Source organism: Saccharibacillus alkalitolerans (assembly GCF_011090185.1).
GTDB lineage: Bacteria > Bacillota > Bacilli > Paenibacillales > Paenibacillaceae > Saccharibacillus > Saccharibacillus alkalitolerans.
In genome coordinates this window covers 444,740-461,087 of the sequence record NZ_JAAFGS010000002.1, presented here as the reverse complement: position 1 = coordinate 461,087, position 16,348 = coordinate 444,740, and the positions used below count along the sequence as shown (strand labels likewise).

Here is a 16,348-nt window from a genome sequence, read left to right as displayed (position 1 = left end):
TGTGAGGGAAGGGCTCGCTCGGGACCGTCAATCGATCGCCAGCAGCTGCCACTGTCCGTTTTCGTCCTGCTCGAAGTAGTAATAATATCCGCCGTTCTGCACGGAATCGCTGCCGGCCATCAGCACGTCATGGTCGACCTGCACGAGCACGCGGTTTCTCTCTGCCCGGACATCCGTAACTTTTCGGAAATCGTACTCGTCCTCCAGCATGTAATCGAAAGCTCCCGGGGAATCCGGTTTGACTTCTTCGTTTAATGTCTTGGCGTCTTTTCGGATCACGGCGTCCAGGACGGCTTTTAATTTGGTTTCGATCCCCGGATTCCACAAGGGACTGTCCACCGCATCCCAATCGACATGAACCCCGGGATCGATCCGGGCCTCGCTTTTGGCGGGGACGGCTTCCGTATTTGCGCTTTGAACCTCGGGGGGGCTGTCGACATCGGATTCGGGCCGGCAGGCTGCCAAAGAGCCGACAGCCAGCAAGACGATGCCGAGGGCAAAAACGATTTTCTTCATGGGGTGCCTCCTTTCAATGAAGTGCTTTCTGTAATGAAATATCTCTTTTGATGAAAAGGACGATTAGCATGCCCGAAAGGTTACGGCTTCAGTCGCGCTAAAGGAAGGAATAAATCGAGGAAGGAAACAAAAAGAAGCCCGATCGTGCCGAACGCACGCGACCGGGCTTCTTTTTTTGGCGGTTGGAAGAGCTGCGAGGTGTATGCGGGCCGCAGCTTCGGCTTACCTTATCGGCAGGCTCCCTGCGAAGTCCGCTCCAGATCGATCTCCGGATTCAGCGAGATCTCGAACGCGCGCCACCAGATGAAGTCCGGGTCGTCTTGCGGCAGCACGACGCCGGCATACTGAGCGAAGCGCCAGTCGCGGGCGTTCGGACCGGGCTCGCCCTGCGGAACGCCGAAGCGGCGGATGGCGCAGGCCGGCGTCCTGCCGCCGATGCCGAACGCCGGCATGGCGGCCAGCTCGTTCGTGCGCGTCTGCATGTCGGCGCGCAGCAGCTGCGTGAGATACTCGTAATCTTCCGGCGTGTTGAAGATGCGCATGTTCTGGTCGGCCGTCACGTTCGTGTACGGCGTGCGGGCGCGGGATTCCGTCCGGATAACGCCGATTTCCAGCGTTTTGTACGAATAGTCTTTCAGGAAGCGCTTGAACAGCAGCGATCCGTGCGCGTCGAGCGCGGGGCCGAGCTGCCGTTCCTGCGTTTCTTTTTTGAGGAAAAAGAAACGCGACAGCGCCATGCCGAGCGAGATGCCGATCTTGTTGCCGGCGGTGTTCCAGCCGCTGTAGCCCAGCAGGCTGCCCGTCGCCGGAGTATTCAGCAGCTTCGGCGTGACGACCGCGCCGGACGAACCGCCGCGCGTAAAGTCGACGACCAGCGTCGGTCTATTCGCCGCGCGGTTGGCTTCCAGATGCGCGACGGCGCCGTCGACGGCGTCTTCGCTCGTCAGCGCCACTAGTTCGAGTTCGAACGCGGCGGCATCCGTTTCGGAAGCGGCCGGCGAACGGCCGTCTCCGCTGTAAGTTCCGCCGGCGATGTCGATATGCCGCAAAATGTTGGTATGCACGTCCATATATTCGTACGCATTGACGATCTCCGATCCGTCCCGTCCGAAGTAGCGGACGGCGACCGCCGGCTTGACCGGCTGGGCGTTCGCGTGCAGGCGCGCCGCCATGCGGGCCATCAGCGCGTGTCCCAATCCGTCCGCATCCGGCAGAATTACGGCTCGATCCGGATTCTGCCCGCCGCTGCCGCCGAGCATCTCGTCGATCCGGGCTTCGATCCAATGAATTTCGTTCGCCTGCACGCCCTGCGTCGAAGCGTCGTCGACGCCGAAGGCGGCGAAGTCCGCGCCGGCGTCCCGAACCAGCGCTTCCAGCACGAAGCGGTTCGTCTTGAACTTATGCCGGCGGGCGTTGTAATAGAGCGTCTTGTCGAAATGAACCGTGTCTTCGTAAGGCGTACCGTCCGGCTGCAGATCGTACCCGTTCAGGATTTCGTCGAATTCCGTCCGCTCCGCGCGGGGCTTCATCATGAGCGCCCGGGATTCGTTGTACGTCTCGATGCTCAGTCCTTCGGCCATCGTCGTGGTCGCGAGCCGCATCACCGTATCGAGCAGGAACACCGGCTTGTCCGGATACCGGCGCTTCAGCCCGGCGACCGTATCCAGCAGAGCCGTCGCGGCCTCGTCGTAAGCGGGATACTCGCCGCCTCCGTCTTCCCGCAGCCGGCGGCTGCCGATCAGCCCGCCGTATACGAGCATGTCGATCGAGATAATGAAGCCGTCGGCTTCGGCCGCGCGGCTTTGCAGAAACTGCCGCACGCCTTCCGTGCTGCCGTATACGGCGCCGCTCGTGCCGACCACTTCCGTGCCTTCCACCTCTGCGGTATCGTCCATCCGGTTGCGGATGACGGCGCGGTCCGGCGTCAGCACTTCCAGTCCTGCGGCTTTGCCCTGCACAATGACGTCGTCGAGATTGGCCGGACGGTCGTCCAGCGGAATGTACGCTACTTTTTTCATGGGGATCGCTCCTTCGGTTCGATTTGGTCTGAAATTCCGGTCTTCACTTAGGGAGGAGGAATAGAAGCTCTTTTTACAACCGCCTCTCGAAAAAAATATGTATAAAAAAATCCCCTCTAACCGTGTACGCGGAGACGCCGGAAACGTTGTGCAAAGAAGAAACGAGACAAATGGTTCTATCCAAAAGGCAACAGTTATATTATAATCGTATCGAACAAGTGTTCCTATTTTGGGTGCGAGGGGTGAATGCGGTGGAAGAAAACACAATCGGCTACTATCGACGGGAATTGGAACGCGCGGCTTGGCGGGAACGTTATTATCAGCGTAAAAAAGCCGCCCGGGAGATCGCCTGGAGCGATTCCGGCCGGGAAAACGAACAGGCCGATCCCGGGGAATTCGAGGCGGAATGCGCGATGCGCGAATATTTGGAGCTGATTCCTTTTGACAATGGGAGGAAAGTGATGCGGGCGCTGTATGCGGAAGGGAAGACGGAGGCGGCCGCCGCGGCCGAATTGCGGATCAGCCAGCAGGGGGTGAGCAAATGGAAACGCAAATCGCTGGAGCATCTTCGCCGGACGCTCGATTTATGAGTCTGCTGGAACGTTCGCGCTCCGGCGATTCCGAAGCGCTGCGCAAAGTGGTCGAACTGCTGGAACCCGATATCGAACGGCTCAGCCGCCGCATGCGGATGGAACGCGAAGACGCCAAGCAGACGCTGCGGACGGAACTGATCGGACTTGTGCTGGGCGAACGGCGGTGAACGAACTGCTCGGAGCACCGCCTGCTTTTTGCGCGAACGGCCGGGCCGAATGTTCAGCAGACCAATAAATAGCTGCGTATAAGCAGTTATTTATGCGTTTGAAGCCTGCCGATCGAAAATAACTGCGCCAGAGCAGCTATTTTGCAAAAAAGAGTGCCAAAAGAGGGGCAAACGGACAAATAGCTGCTCTCCTGCAGCTATTTTCTGCGAAAAGGTGTTTTGTAGAGAAATAAGTGCTTTTTTGCAGTTATTTCGCAAACCGCCGCCGCCCGGCTTTGACTGGAACGGCAGCGGAATCGCAGTTCGCCGGCCGAACGGGATCGGACGGCGGCAGGTCGGCGCTTCGGCGCGGCGTGCGCGAGTCGGCCGGAAGAGACGTCGGTCCCTTTTTCGTATGTCATGAATTTGGAGATTTTAATGAAAAACGCGAACAAGCCGCGACAAAATCGCGATCGATTCGTTCATACTTATAAAAGAGCTTTAATGACGGGAAGTTTCCGATGACAGAAGGTTCCTTATGGAAAGCCGTATGCCGGCAAGCCTTCCCTGCGCCTGCAGGGACCAAGGCGCCGGATGACGTCTGTGTGGACAGAGGGGAAAGACTGCACATCCATTTTAAGGGGGATTCGCGATGAACATCGAAACGGGATACGGAAGCATCAGAGTCGCCGAGAAGGCGCTGCAAAAAATCGTGGCCGGAGCGGTCGCGGAGACGGAAGGCATCGCGCTGTCCGGCGATTCCGCGGCTCTGCAGGATCGGCTGCGCGCGGCGGGCCGAAGCGGGCGGATCGTGCTGCGCATGAGCGACGCGGGACTCGAGATCGAGCTGCGCATCGACGTGCGGTTCGGCGAACGCATTCAGGAAGTCTGCCGCCGGCTGCGGGAGAACGTGCAGGCGAGCGTCGAGAAGCTGGCCGGCCTGCCGGTCCGGGCGGTCAACGTCGCGGTGGAAGGCTTGAGCGGACCGAGAATCGACCGCGGCGGCGCTTTTTCCGTCTGAGAGGCTTTTCGGGGTTGAGCTTTTTCCGGCGGGGACACATAATAGACACAGAACCCACACCCGGAAATGGAGCGTCAATTCTTGAAAACATTCAAAAAAGTCTATATCGAAATTACGAGCGTGTGCAATCTGTCCTGCCACTTCTGCCCGCCGACGGCGCGTCAGGCGAAGTTCATCAAGCCCGAGACGTTCGAGCAGATTCTGGACAAGATCGATCCGCACACGAACCATATCTATCTGCATGTCAAAGGCGAGCCGCTGCTGCATCCGAAGATCGACCTGCTGCTGGACGCGGCGCACGAGCGCGGTTTCAAGGTGAATATTACGACGAACGGCACGCTGATCGAGAAAAACCGGCATAAGCTGCTGGGCAAGCCGGCGCTGCGCCAGATGAACTTTTCGCTGCACAGCTTCGACGGCCATGCCGGTTCGACGGACCGCAACGGTTATCTGGCCGATATTTTGACTTTCGTGCGCGACGCGTCGGAGCATGAAGTGTCGAACAAGGTCGTCTTCTCGTTCCGCCTGTGGAACTTGACCGAAGACAATATGACCAACGTCGCCCGCAGCCGCAACCGGGAGACGCTGGAGCTGATCGAGCGCGAATACGGCCTGGACTACCGGATCGAAGAGAAGTTTGAGCGGGGCAAAGGACTGAAGGTGTCGAACAACGTCTACCTGAACCAGGACCACGAATTCCAATGGCCGAGCCTTAGCGCGCCGGAAGACGACGGCAAAGGCTTCTGCCATGCGCTGCGCAGCCACGCGGCGATTCTCGTCGACGGCACGGTCGTGCCGTGCTGCCTGGACGGGGAAGGCGTCATCAATCTGGGCAACGTGCTGGAGCAGGAGTTTTCGGAGATCGTCGAGAGCAAGCGGGCCAACGACATCGTCTACGGCTTTTCCCGCCGCGAAGCGGTGGAGGAGCTGTGCCGCAAATGCGGATACCGGAAGCGGTTCGGGGCCTGAGTTCGCGGCGCGGGAAATCGGGTTGCGCCTTGACGGACTACAATATAAAAAAACGCTATAATTCAAGGCGATAAGCGGCGGTTCGGAGATTTCGATACATAAATCCGAGTCGGCCGCTTTGCTTTTGCATGCTTTTTTTCTCTATAATGAAAGGAAGACATGAACAGGCAGGGCGCGGTCCGGGCGAAGCCGCTCGAGACGTCCGGACGGCCCGCGAAAGGGATGAACGGCATGAGACAAAAAGCGATCGACGTTTTCGTGAGAAACGAACGCGAGGAACGGCTGGCGGTCTGGGCGGACGCGCTGGCGGAACGGTTTGCGGAACGTGCGGCGGAGCACGACCGGGAAGGTTCGTTCCCGTTCGATAATTTCGAAGAATTGAAAGCGGCCGGCTACGCCAAGCTGACGCTGAGCGAAGAACAGGGAGGAGACGGGCTGTCGCTGTACGAATGGCTGCTCGTGCAGGAGCGCATCGCTCGCGGAGACGGTTCGACCGCGCTCAGCGCGGGCTGGCACGGCGGCATGATGCTGCATTACCGAGAGACGGACATCTGGCCGGAGCCGAGTTACTCGGCTTTCTGCCGGGACGTCGTCGCTTCCGGCGCGATGATCAATAAGTTCGCGAGCGAGCGCGCGACCGGCAGTCCGACGCGCGGAGGACGTCCGCAGACGACCGCGGTGCGCGTCGACGGCGGCTGGAAGCTGAGCGGGCGCAAGACGTACAGCACGCTCAGCCCGCTGCTGACCGATTACATCGTCAGCGCGGGGATCGAGAATTCGCCGGAAGTCGGCGATTTCGTTATCCGGCTCGGCCGTCTCGGAGAGGAATCCGGGGCCGCGGCGGCTTCTCCGTTCGCGCGGGGCGGAGCGATCCTGCCCGCGCCGGCGGACATCGCCCGCCGCGCGGAAGCTTCGCAGCGCCGCGCGGCGGAGCTGCGGGCGGCGGCAGGCGTCACGCTCGAAGAAACCTGGGACACGCTCGGCATGCGGGCGACCGGCAGCCACGATATCGTTCTGGATAACGTCTTCGTGCCGGACGAACAGGTCATGGGCATTTACGCGCCGGGACAGCCCAAAGGCGGAATCGACGACGGCGACGGCTGGCTGCTGCATATTCCGGCCTGCTATCTGGGCATCGCGCATGCGGCGCGGGATTACGCGCTGAACTTCGCGAAGAACTATACGCCGAACAGCTTGAAGGAGCCGATCGCGACGCTGCCGCATATCCGGCAGTGGATCGGCCAGATCGAGAGCGAGCTGCGTCTGGCGCGCACGGCGCTGTACGATATCGCGGACCGCTGGGACCGCCTGCCTGAAGAGCGGGCTTCCATGCGTCCCGAGTTCGGGTGGGTCAAATACAACGCGACCCATCTTGCCGCGCAGGTCGTCGACAAGGCGATGAAGATCGTCGGCGGTTCCAGCTTGTCCAGAAGCGTGCCGTTGGAGCGTTATTACCGCGACGTGCGGGCCGGCCTGCACAATCCGCCGATGGAAGACGCGGTGCTGCAGACGCTGGCGCGCACGGCGTTGGAAGAATAAGAGGTCGGTCTCCGGAGGTGCGGAGCCGGTTTGCGCGAACTCGGCCTTAAGGCAGGGTTTTTTACGCACCGGCGCCGGATGCCGGGGACTTTACGACGATAACCCGTCCGCTCCCGCGGCGGGTTTTTTTGCGTTCCGGATTCTGGTAAAATAAACTTCAAGTCATATAGGAACGTTTATTCGCTTTTCGGAAAGGTTCATGGAACGAACGGTGAGGAGGAATCGAGATGAAGCTGACCGCAATGGTGAAAAGTCCCGGCCGCAGACGCGGTATCGCGGGACGGGAATTGGATCTGCCGGGCATGCCGCGAACGCTGCGCGAGCTGATCGAACAGACGGTTGACCTGATGATAAGCGAGTACGAAGACAAACGCATCGGAGGCGATCTGCTGCCTTATTTGACGGAGAAACACATCGATACCGGAGCGAGCGCCGGAAAAGTGGGCTTCGGCAGCGTTTACGGCGACAGCGCGCCCGACGCGGAAGGTGCGACGTCGGCTGCCCTGCTCGGATTCGAGGACGGGTTATATCGGGTGTTCGTGCGCCAGGAGGAAGTAACGGGGCTTGACGTTCCGCTGACGCTGGTAGACGGCGACGAAATCGTCTTTATGCGGTTTACGATGCTGGCCGGCGGACTCTGGAGAAGGTAAGGAAGCTCCGGCGGCGGGAAACGGAACGGCGGGCGATCGAGAAAAGGCATGACAAGCGATAAAGGAGGCTTATGCAGAATGAACGAGGATCAGGATCAACGGATGCGGAAAGAGCGGGAGGAACGCTATTTCGAAGCGCTGAAAAATAGGGCGCGCGAGCTCGAAGGCAGGGAAGCGGAGATTGCCGGCCTGCTGCTGGATATTGTCGAGGAGGGCTATGTCGACGAGCGCCACGAGCCGGTGCGGCAAATCCGCGCTCTGTTGGAAGAAAGGGCGCAGGACGAACCGGATACGATGCTGGAGCCGCTGGAGTACGTCGTTTTCCTGCTGGCGGGAGAAGAGGTATCGGGCCGCGTATCCCGGGCGATCGAGCTTGCGGCGGAATATCCGTATTCCGCCGGATACATGCGGCGTCCGTTCCGCACTTCGGACCTTTCCGCGCATCTGGTATCCGTCCTGACCAAAATTTCGGGGCTGCTGTGGATGCGGGCGTCGGATTTTTCGCTGGAAGATTACCTGAGCCTGCCGGAATATTCGAACAGCCGGACCCGGTCGTTCTACCGAAGCAGCCGGGTGCTGCCGGACCTGATCGCGCAGCGCCTCGACGAGGGCGACGAGCGGACCGAATCCGCGCTGCGCGAGATCATTCTGGGCGAGAATCAGACGGCTCTGCTCAGCCGCGAGATGATCTCCGGCATGCTGATGAGCCATCGTCCGGACATGCACGAGCTGGTCGGGAAGCTGCTGATCGCGGCCAGGCTGCAGGAAGGGCTTCGGCAGTCGATCGTCGAGAGCATGGATTTCGGGACGCCGGAAGCTTTCGCATACCTGCTGAAGCTGATTCTGGATCAGGGGTTCGTCCGCTACGCTTCTGTCGTCCGCGCGGCCGCGGTCTGGTCGGGGCTGCCGCTGGAAGCGTCCGAGGAGCGGGTCGTGTCGAAAATGCTGGAAAAGACGCATGCGGCGCTCTCCGACGCGGCGCTTCGGGCGGAGTGGCTGGATTCCCGCAACGGGCAGGAGGTGTACGTCGCCCTGTTCGCCCAGGCGATGATCGAGGAGAACGAACTCCCTTCCCAGGTGAAGCGAATCATGGAGGACGGCGAGCATTACCGTAAAGTAGCCGCGCAGTATGTGCTGTCCATGAGCCGGCGGGAAGAGCTGAAGTACGCTTCGGCGCTCGATCTGCTGCATGGCGAAGAACGCGATCCCGAACTGCTGTATTGGATGCTGAGCAATTATACATACGATTACGAAGCGAAGTGGACGGCGGAACACGAAGTTGACGAAGACACGGCCTGGATGAAGGACGATCCTCAGCGGAGGCTGAATTTTCGCCCGGCTCCCGGGCTGGAAGACAAGGAGGAGCGGCGCCGACAGTTCGAGGCATGGACGAAGCTGCTCGAGAACGGTCCCGCCAAGCCGATCAAAGGTACGTCGGGCGCGCTCGATTTCCTGTCTTACCGCTATGACCCGGCAGACGTGCTGCGCAAGATGATGTATCTGACCGCGTTCGACATGGACCGCGAATGGACGGCGCGGCTGATCGCTCTGTCCGGACGAATGAGTCGGGACGGCCGCCATGATCTGCTGAAATTTTTCTTGAAGCATTTGGAGGCCGAGGAACAACGGAACTTCGTGTTCGAGATGCTGGCGGACAAAAATATGCGCAACCGTGAAACGGCGCTCAAGCGGGCGAAAGGCTTAACGCTGTCGGATGACGAGATGCGGCGGGTCGAAGGGCTGCTTAAGCTCAAGACGGGAACGCTGCGGCAGGGCGCGATCGCGCTGCTGCTCGAACAGCCTTGCGAAGCCTTGGCCGGCTCGCTGGAACGGCTGCTGGGTGCGAAGGCGGAGCTTCAGCGTCTGGCCGGACTGGAACTGCTGACGGAGCTGTCCTCGAACGAAGAACGTTCGGCGGACTACGAAGCGCTGCGTCCGCTTGCGGGCAAGGTGGAGAAGCCGACGCCGAAGGAAGAGCAGCTGCTCAAGAAGCTGGAGACGCCGGAGCGGCGCAGCGAATACTCGGCGGCCAAAGGTTTCGGATTATGCGATCTGAACGCGGTAGAGCCTTGGCTGCTGGAATCGACCGAAGAACCGCTGGACTTCCAAAAGTTCTTCTCGCTCGATCCGAAGCAGGCGGAGGGTTTTATCCGCGGCTTGGACGAGCTGGTGCACGAATTCCGCGATTACGAATACGAATATTCCTATTACGCCGGCGCCAAGCAGCAGGCGCTGGTCGGGACGGATTTTCGGGTGATGGCTTATCGGTCGACGGACTGGGTATCCCTTGTTCTGGATGACGGGTGCCGCCGCGAACCGGAATTGGATCGGTACCCGCTGGCGGAGAAATGGAGGGCGTATGTCGAAAACAGCGGATTGGATGCGCTGCAGCTGCTCCAGCTCTATCTGATCGTACAGACCAGAGATCTTGCGGGAACGCTGGACGATCATTATCACGAGTTCTCGGATCATTACGATTATCAGAAGAGGGGGCGCATGCGGCTGCTCGACGGTTGGAGAGGACAGTGTGTCGCGAATCTGTACCCGCTGGAGTATCTCCGCCCGCTCTGGAAGCTGCTAGGCAAGTGCCGCTACGAAGACGCGGTATGCACGCTGATCAACGTCTTCTACACGGACAGCGATCCGCAGCCCGCCTTCGAGGCCGCGGCTTCGGCGATGGAGCGGCTGCTGGCCGAGGTTCCCGCGGATGCTCCAGACAACGAACGGCCGGTCTGGCTGGTGCTCGCCAATACCTGGCTGCCCGTCCTGCGCGGACGGATCCACGACAATGCGTCCGTGCGCCGTTATCTGCCGCTCAACGTGCGTTATGACGAAGCCCGGAAGAAGCTGGGCGAAGATGACGGATCTTCGATCGATATCCGCCTTTTGCTCAAAGCGCATAGCGAAGGCTGGATCGGCGACAACGAGGTCTATAAAGCCGTTCTTGGCAGCCGCCGAGGTTATGCGCTTCGCCAACTGACCGCGAATCCGCCGGAAGAATTGAAACAAAGCGAACAGCTGCAGACGATCCTGAAACGAATGATCGATCGGCTGCTCGAGATCGAGCTGGCCCGGGGCGATCTGGCGACCGAAGCGACTCCGCTTACGATGGTTCTTCAGCGCATCGAGGGTCTGGATACGTTTATCCGCATCCTGATCAGCCTGGGCGGGGAGACGTTCGTCCGGGGGTTCATCTACAGCTACAGTGACAATCAGACGAAGGAGGAGTCGCTGAGCCATCTGCTGCGCGCCTGTTATCCGGCCAAAGACGATAACGCAGCCAAACTGGCAGAGAAGCTGAAAGGAACCGGCATCTCGGAGCAGCGCCTGCTGGAAGCCGCGATGTACGCGCCGCAGTGGATCGACATCATGGCCGAACATCTGGATTGGCCGGGACTGCGCAGCGCCGCCTGGTATTTCCACGCGCATATCAACGAGAGCTTCTCGGCGGAAAAAGAAACGGTCGTCGCGCATTATTCGCCGATCACGCCGCAGGAGTTCAACGACGGCGCGTTCGACGTGCAATGGTTCGAAGAATCGTACCGGACGATCGGCGAGAAGCGCTTCAAGCTGCTGTACGACTGCGCCAAATATATTTCCGGAGGCTCCAATCACCGTCGTTCGCAGCTGTTCGCGGACGCGGTGCTCGGCAAGCTGAAGCTCGAAGATACGCGCAGGCAGCTCGAAAGCAAGCGCGGCAAAGATCGACTGCTGGCGTACAGCCTGATCCCGCTCGGCAAAAATCGCGAGCAGGATCTGCGCGATCGTTACGATTTCCTCCAGAAGTTCCTGCAGGAGAGCCGGAAATTCGGCGCGCAGCGCAGAGCCAGCGAAGGGGCGGCCGTTCGGATCGCGCTCGGCAACCTGGCGCGCGGCGCAGGTTACGCGGATGCCACGCGGATGCAGTGGGACATGGAAGCGGGCAAGATGGACGAGCTGGTCATCTACACGCGGCCGAGCAAGATCGAGGATGTAGAGGTTGCATTGGCAATCGCTGCTGGCGGCATGCCGGACATCGAAGTGACCAAAGGCGGCAAGAAGCTGAAATCCGTGCCGTCCCGTCTGAACAAAAACGAACATATCGTACGGCTCAAAGAAATCAAAAGCGAGCTGACCGACCAGCACCGACGCTTTGTCCGCGAATTGGAGCATTCGATGGAGCACGGAGCGATCTTCCGGGTATCCGAGCTGGTCAAGCTTCACGGCAACCCGGTGGTCTCGCCGCTGCTGGATCATCTCGTGTTCAAGCTCGTCGGCGCAGCGTCGGAGAAGCCGGTGCTCGGTTATTTCCGGGAAGACGAACGTTCGCTGACGGACATCGAGACCCGTCAAGGCATGCGGCTGGCCGAAGACGCGGAGCTGGTTATCGCGCATCCGGTCGATCTGAACGGCAGCGGGCAGTGGCATGTGTATCAGCGCGATTTTATCGACCGCAGCCTGCATGCCGAATCGACGGGCCGCTTCGAAGCGCCGAAGCAGCCGTTCAAGCAGATCTTCCGGGAGCTGTATGTCCCGAACGCGGACGAGAAAGCGGCGGGCGCGTCGTCGTCGCGCTACGCGGGACATCAAGTGCAGCCGAGCAAGACGGTCGCGCTGCTGCGCGGACGCGGCTGGACGGTCAGCTACGAGGAGGGACTGCAGAAGGTCGACTACGAACATAACGTGATCGCGACCTTGTATGCGATGGCGGATTGGTTCTCGCCGGCCGATATCGAAGCGCCGGCGCTGGAAACGATCGAGTTCTCCGACCGCCGCACGCGCAAGCCGCTGAAGCTCGAAGACGTGCCTCCGGTATTGTTCTCCGAAATTATGCGCGACGTCGATCTGGTGGTCAGCACGGCTCATGTCGGCGGCGTCGATCCGGAGGCGAGCCTGACCACGATCGAGCTGCGGACGGCCATCGTGCGCGAAGCGCTGGATCTGCTCGGCAAAGAAAACGTCCGTCTGGACGGAAATTATGCGCGTGTTGCGGGAGAACTGGGCGAATACGCCGTACATCTGGGCAGCGGCGCGGCGTACAAGCAGGCGACGGGCGCGCTCAATATCATTCCCGTCCATGCCGGTCAGCGCGGTCGACTGTTCCTGCCGTTCCTGGACGAAGATCCGCGCACGGCGGAGATTCTGTCGAAGATCGTGCTGCTGGCCGAGGACGCGAAGATCAAAGACCCGCAGATTTTGGCGCAGATCCGGGGCTGAACGCCGAAACGAAAAGCTTGGCCGAAGACTCGCGCTCCCGTCGTACTTCGTCGGCGGCCGCAGCGGCGTTTTTCGCCCGGCGTTCGGGGAAAGAGCCGCCTTTTTCGAAAATAGCTGACCTGTCGCCCCGCTTCCGGGGTAATCATAGTTAGGGGTTGACCTGTTCGGCGGAAGCCGGCAGGCAGCACGCGATCACGGAAGGAGTGTGCCGGAATGGCCAAAACGATTATGGGAAAAGTCCGTTCGAACACGCAGGGGAAAGGCAAACCGACTCTGGGAACCTATCTGTTCGATTGTTTGCGAAAAGAAGGCGTCACGGAAGTGTTCGGGGTGCCGGGCGACTACAACTTCACGCTGTTCGACACGTTGGAGGAATACGAAGGGATCAAGGCGGTTCCGACCCGCAACGAGCTGAACGGAGGCTACGCCGCCGACGGTTACGCGCGCGTCAAAGGACTGGCGGCGCTCATTACGACGTTCGGCGTCGGAGAACTGAGCGCGGTCAACGCGATCGCCGGAGCTTACAGCGAAAACGTGCCGATCGTGCACATCGTCGGTTCGCCGAAATCGGAAAAGCAGAAACAGCATAAGCTGATGCACCACACGCTGATGGACGGCGATTACGACGCGTTCCGGCGGGTATACGAGCCGATCTCGGCCTATACGGCCGTGCTGACGCCCGACAATGCGATGGCGGAAATCCCGAAGGCGATCTCGATCGCCAAGCGGTTGAAAAAGCCCGTCTACCTCTCGGTCGCCATCGATCTGGTGCAGCAGCCGATTTCGATCAAGACGCCGAAGCCGGAAATGCGGAAAACGAATGAATCGTCGCTGAAGTCGGCCTCGAAGCACGCGCGGAAGATGCTCAAACCGGCGAAGAAGGTCGTTCTGCTCAGCGATGCCAAAGTGAAAAGCTGGAAATGGGAACCGCTTGTGCGCGAAGTGGCGGAAAAGCTGCAGATCCCGGCCGCTTCGACGGCGATGGGCAAAGGAGGATTCGACGAAAGCCATCCTAACCATATCGGCATGTACGGCGGAGCTTTCGGCAGTCAAAAAGTTCGGGAGATCGTGGAAAGCGCCGACTGCCTGATCGTGGCCGGATTCGTGCCGTCGGACATCAATCTGGCGAGCGAGACGGCCAATCTGAATCCCAAAAAAATGATTATCGTGCAGCCGGAGTCCGTCAGCGTCGGCGGTCAGGAATACACGGATATTTTGGGAGCGGATATGCTGCGCGAATTGGCCGGCCTCGGCTTGACGGGCGAACAGCCGATTCCGGGCGCCGATCGCCCGTACAACAGCGGTACGCAGCTTGACGGAAGCCTTCCTCTGGCGGCGAAAGACTACTATCCGCTGATTCAGCGGCTGCTGCAGCCGGGGGACATTATCGTCGCGGAGACAGGTACTTTTGCCTATGGCCTCGGACAGACGCATCTGCCGCAGGGAGCGACCTATATCGCGCAGGGCGGCTGGCAGAGCATCGGTTACGCGACGCCGGCGGCGCTCGGCGCCTGCATGGCCGCCCCGAGACGGCGGGTGCTGCTCTTCACCGGCGACGGCTCCCTGCAGCTGACGGCGCAGGAGCTCAGTTCGATGATGGAATACGGCTGCAAGCCGATCGTCTTCGTTCTGAACAACGGCGGGTATACGATCGAGAAATACTTGAACTTCCGGGTGCCGGTCGAAGACCAGCCTTATAACGAAATTCCGGGTTGGAATTACGTGAAGCTGGTCGAAGCGTTCGGCGGCGGCGCCTACGCGCAGCGGGTGAGAACGATCGGCGAACTGGCGCGGGCGTTCCACGATTCCGAGCTGCAGCGTTCGGACAAGCTGTGCCTGATCGAGATGATGGTGCCGGACGACATGGACGCGCCGGAGTACTTGAAACGGATGAGCGAGGAAATGGAGAAGCAGGAGAGCGGCGGCAAAAAATGACCGAAGCGCGCGCGTGAAGCGGCTTTTCCGGCAGGAGCGGAGAGAACGGAGGCCCGGCGTCCGCGCCGCGTCATAAAAGAAGCGGTGCCCGGTTACCGAAAGGAACCGGCGCCGCTTCTTTTTTTGTGCGTAAAATCAAAAGAAAACAAGTCTCCGCAGTGAAACTTTAGCTTTCGCCCGGGCGTCTATATCTACGATGCGCTTTTTGCGGCGCGTTCAATATTTTTGGGAGAAGGAGAGATACGGGGTGGAAGAAGCATGATGAAAAAAGCGGGGCGGACGGCATTCGGAAAAGTCTGGATTGCGGCGATTTTTGCTTTGGCGGCGGTGTTTTTCCTGTCGGTGCAGGTGAGCCAGGCGGCTTCGGCGACGAAGATCGTGCTCAATGACAGGGAAGTGACCGGTGCCAGAGACGTATTGACCGTGAAAGGGACGACCATGGTGCCGATCCGGGTCATTTCCGAAGAACTCGGTTACGCGGTCGGCTGGAATTCAAGCAGCAAACAGGTCACGGTCGGTCCTTCGGGGGACCGGATCACGCTGACGCTCGGCAGCCGCTCCGCGGCAGCGCCCGAAGGAACGGTTACGCTCGAGCAGGCTCCTTTTTCGCAGGGGAACACGACCTATGTGCCGCTGCGCTTCGTCGGAACGGAGATGGGGCTTACGGTCAAGTGGGACGGAGCGGGCAAGACCGTTTACCTGGAATCGCCGCCCATGCTCGAAGAGCCCGGAACGAAGGGACCGAACGATGACGTCGATCCGCCGGCGGAAGTGCCGAGCGCGGGGCAGCCGACATCCGCGGCGGTCGAACAGATCAGCTTCAGCGATAACCGGCTGATGATCGGCGTGAGCGGCAGCGTGGAGCCCAAAGTCTCGGCGATAGATTCGCCGAACCGGATCGTCGTCGATCTTCCGGACACGTCGTTCAGCCCGCTGTTCGCCGAAGGCCAAGGACTGTTGAAGGGACAGCAGGGGACGATCGCGGCGAACGGAGCGCCCGGCGTGACGGGAATTCGTTTCGCGCTGAATGACGATTCGCCGATGCGGGTACGGATCGTCCTCGACCTGAGCAAGAAGACAGGCTATCAATTGTATCGGGAAGGCAGCCTGATCTTTATCGATTTGAACAACGCGGGAGGAACCCAGACGCCGGGCGTAGGAGACAACGGCAAGAAGATCGTCGTGCTCGACCCGGGACACGGCGGGAAAGCGACCGGAGCCATTTATACCGGCGGTCCGACGTTGATGGAGAAAGACGTCAATCTCGACATGGCGCTCAAAGTGGAGGCGCTTCTGAAACAGGTGGCGGGGCTGGACGTCGTCATGACCCGCAGCGACGATACCGACGTTTCGCTGCAGGGACGCGTGGACATCGCCGAGAACTTGAACGCCGACATCATGGTTTCGATTCATGCGAACAGCATGACGAAAGGGACCAAACCGACGAGCGGCACGGAAACGCTGTACACGAAACCGGAGAGCAAAAAGCTGGCGGAGACGATTCACAAGCATCTCATCAAAGCGACCGGACTGCCGGACCGCAAAGCGAGATATCAGAATCTGCACGTCGACCGGGAGTCGAACCTGCCGACCGCGTTGGTCGAAACGGGCTTCCTGTACGCCGGCGGGGACGTGGAGAAGATTACGGATCCGGCTTGGCAGAACCGAGTGGCCGAAGCGATCGCAGCGGGTATCGTGGAGTATTTAGGATTGTAAAAAAAGGGCCTTCCTTCGGGAAGGCCCAGGCTGTCGAAAAAGTCACGTA

The 16,348-nt window shown here is 60.2% G+C and carries 11 protein-coding genes; 9 read left to right on the top strand and 2 right to left on the bottom strand.

All coding sequences use genetic code 11. The features are described 5' to 3' along the window. Nucleotides 1-27 precede the first annotated feature (27 nt). Complete coding sequence (locus GYN08_RS07555) at nucleotides 28-516, bottom strand: hypothetical protein (protein ID WP_166273578.1); 489 nt, start codon at nucleotides 514-516, stop codon at nucleotides 28-30. A gap of 227 nt (nucleotides 517-743) precedes the next feature. Then, nucleotides 744-2,534: a DUF4127 family protein gene (locus GYN08_RS07550; protein ID WP_166273577.1), complete on the bottom strand. Its 1,791-nt coding sequence runs from the start codon at nucleotides 2,532-2,534 to the stop codon at nucleotides 744-746. 251 nt (nucleotides 2,535-2,785) lie between these two features. On the opposite strand from GYN08_RS07550, the gene GYN08_RS07545 reads away from it, so the two are divergent. The 9 genes from GYN08_RS07545 (at nucleotide 2,786) to GYN08_RS07505 (ending at nucleotide 16,299) form a co-directional block, all read left to right on the top strand. Next, nucleotides 2,786-3,124 (top strand): sigma-70 family RNA polymerase sigma factor, encoded by a 339-nt coding sequence (locus GYN08_RS07545; protein ID WP_166273576.1) that lies wholly within the window; start codon nucleotides 2,786-2,788, stop codon nucleotides 3,122-3,124. Further along, nucleotides 3,121-3,294, top strand: coding sequence for a helix-turn-helix domain-containing protein (locus GYN08_RS07540; RefSeq protein ID WP_235945990.1), 174 nt, complete (start codon nucleotides 3,121-3,123; stop codon nucleotides 3,292-3,294). The genes GYN08_RS07545 and GYN08_RS07540 overlap by 4 nt, the downstream gene beginning before the upstream one ends. Before the next feature lie 631 nt (nucleotides 3,295-3,925). Further along, nucleotides 3,926-4,294, top strand: coding sequence for an Asp23/Gls24 family envelope stress response protein (locus GYN08_RS07535; RefSeq protein ID WP_166273574.1), 369 nt, complete (start codon nucleotides 3,926-3,928; stop codon nucleotides 4,292-4,294). 81 nt (nucleotides 4,295-4,375) lie between these two features. After that, on the top strand, nucleotides 4,376-5,263 hold the full coding sequence (locus GYN08_RS07530) for a radical SAM/SPASM domain-containing protein (protein ID WP_166273573.1): 888 nt from the start codon (nucleotides 4,376-4,378) through the stop codon (nucleotides 5,261-5,263). A 231-nt stretch (nucleotides 5,264-5,494) separates the two neighbouring features. Next, on the top strand, nucleotides 5,495-6,802 hold the full coding sequence (locus tag GYN08_RS07525) for an acyl-CoA dehydrogenase family protein (protein WP_166273572.1): 1,308 nt from the start codon (nucleotides 5,495-5,497) through the stop codon (nucleotides 6,800-6,802). A gap of 227 nt (nucleotides 6,803-7,029) precedes the next feature. Continuing rightward, complete coding sequence (locus GYN08_RS07520) at nucleotides 7,030-7,452, top strand: hypothetical protein (RefSeq protein ID WP_166273571.1); 423 nt, start codon at nucleotides 7,030-7,032, stop codon at nucleotides 7,450-7,452. A 78-nt stretch (nucleotides 7,453-7,530) separates the two neighbouring features. Further along, the gene (locus tag GYN08_RS07515) at nucleotides 7,531-12,648 is read left to right on the top strand and encodes a DUF4132 domain-containing protein (protein WP_235945988.1); all 5,118 of its coding nucleotides are present in this window, start codon (nucleotides 7,531-7,533) and stop codon (nucleotides 12,646-12,648) included. Between the two features lie 213 nt (nucleotides 12,649-12,861). After that, nucleotides 12,862-14,583, top strand: coding sequence for an alpha-keto acid decarboxylase family protein (locus tag GYN08_RS07510; protein WP_166273570.1), 1,722 nt, complete (start codon nucleotides 12,862-12,864; stop codon nucleotides 14,581-14,583). 258 nt (nucleotides 14,584-14,841) lie between these two features. Then, a complete protein-coding gene (locus GYN08_RS07505) occupies nucleotides 14,842-16,299 on the top strand; it encodes an N-acetylmuramoyl-L-alanine amidase family protein (protein ID WP_166273569.1) in 1,458 nt (485 codons plus the stop codon). The last annotated feature ends 49 nt before the right edge of the window (nucleotides 16,300-16,348 follow it).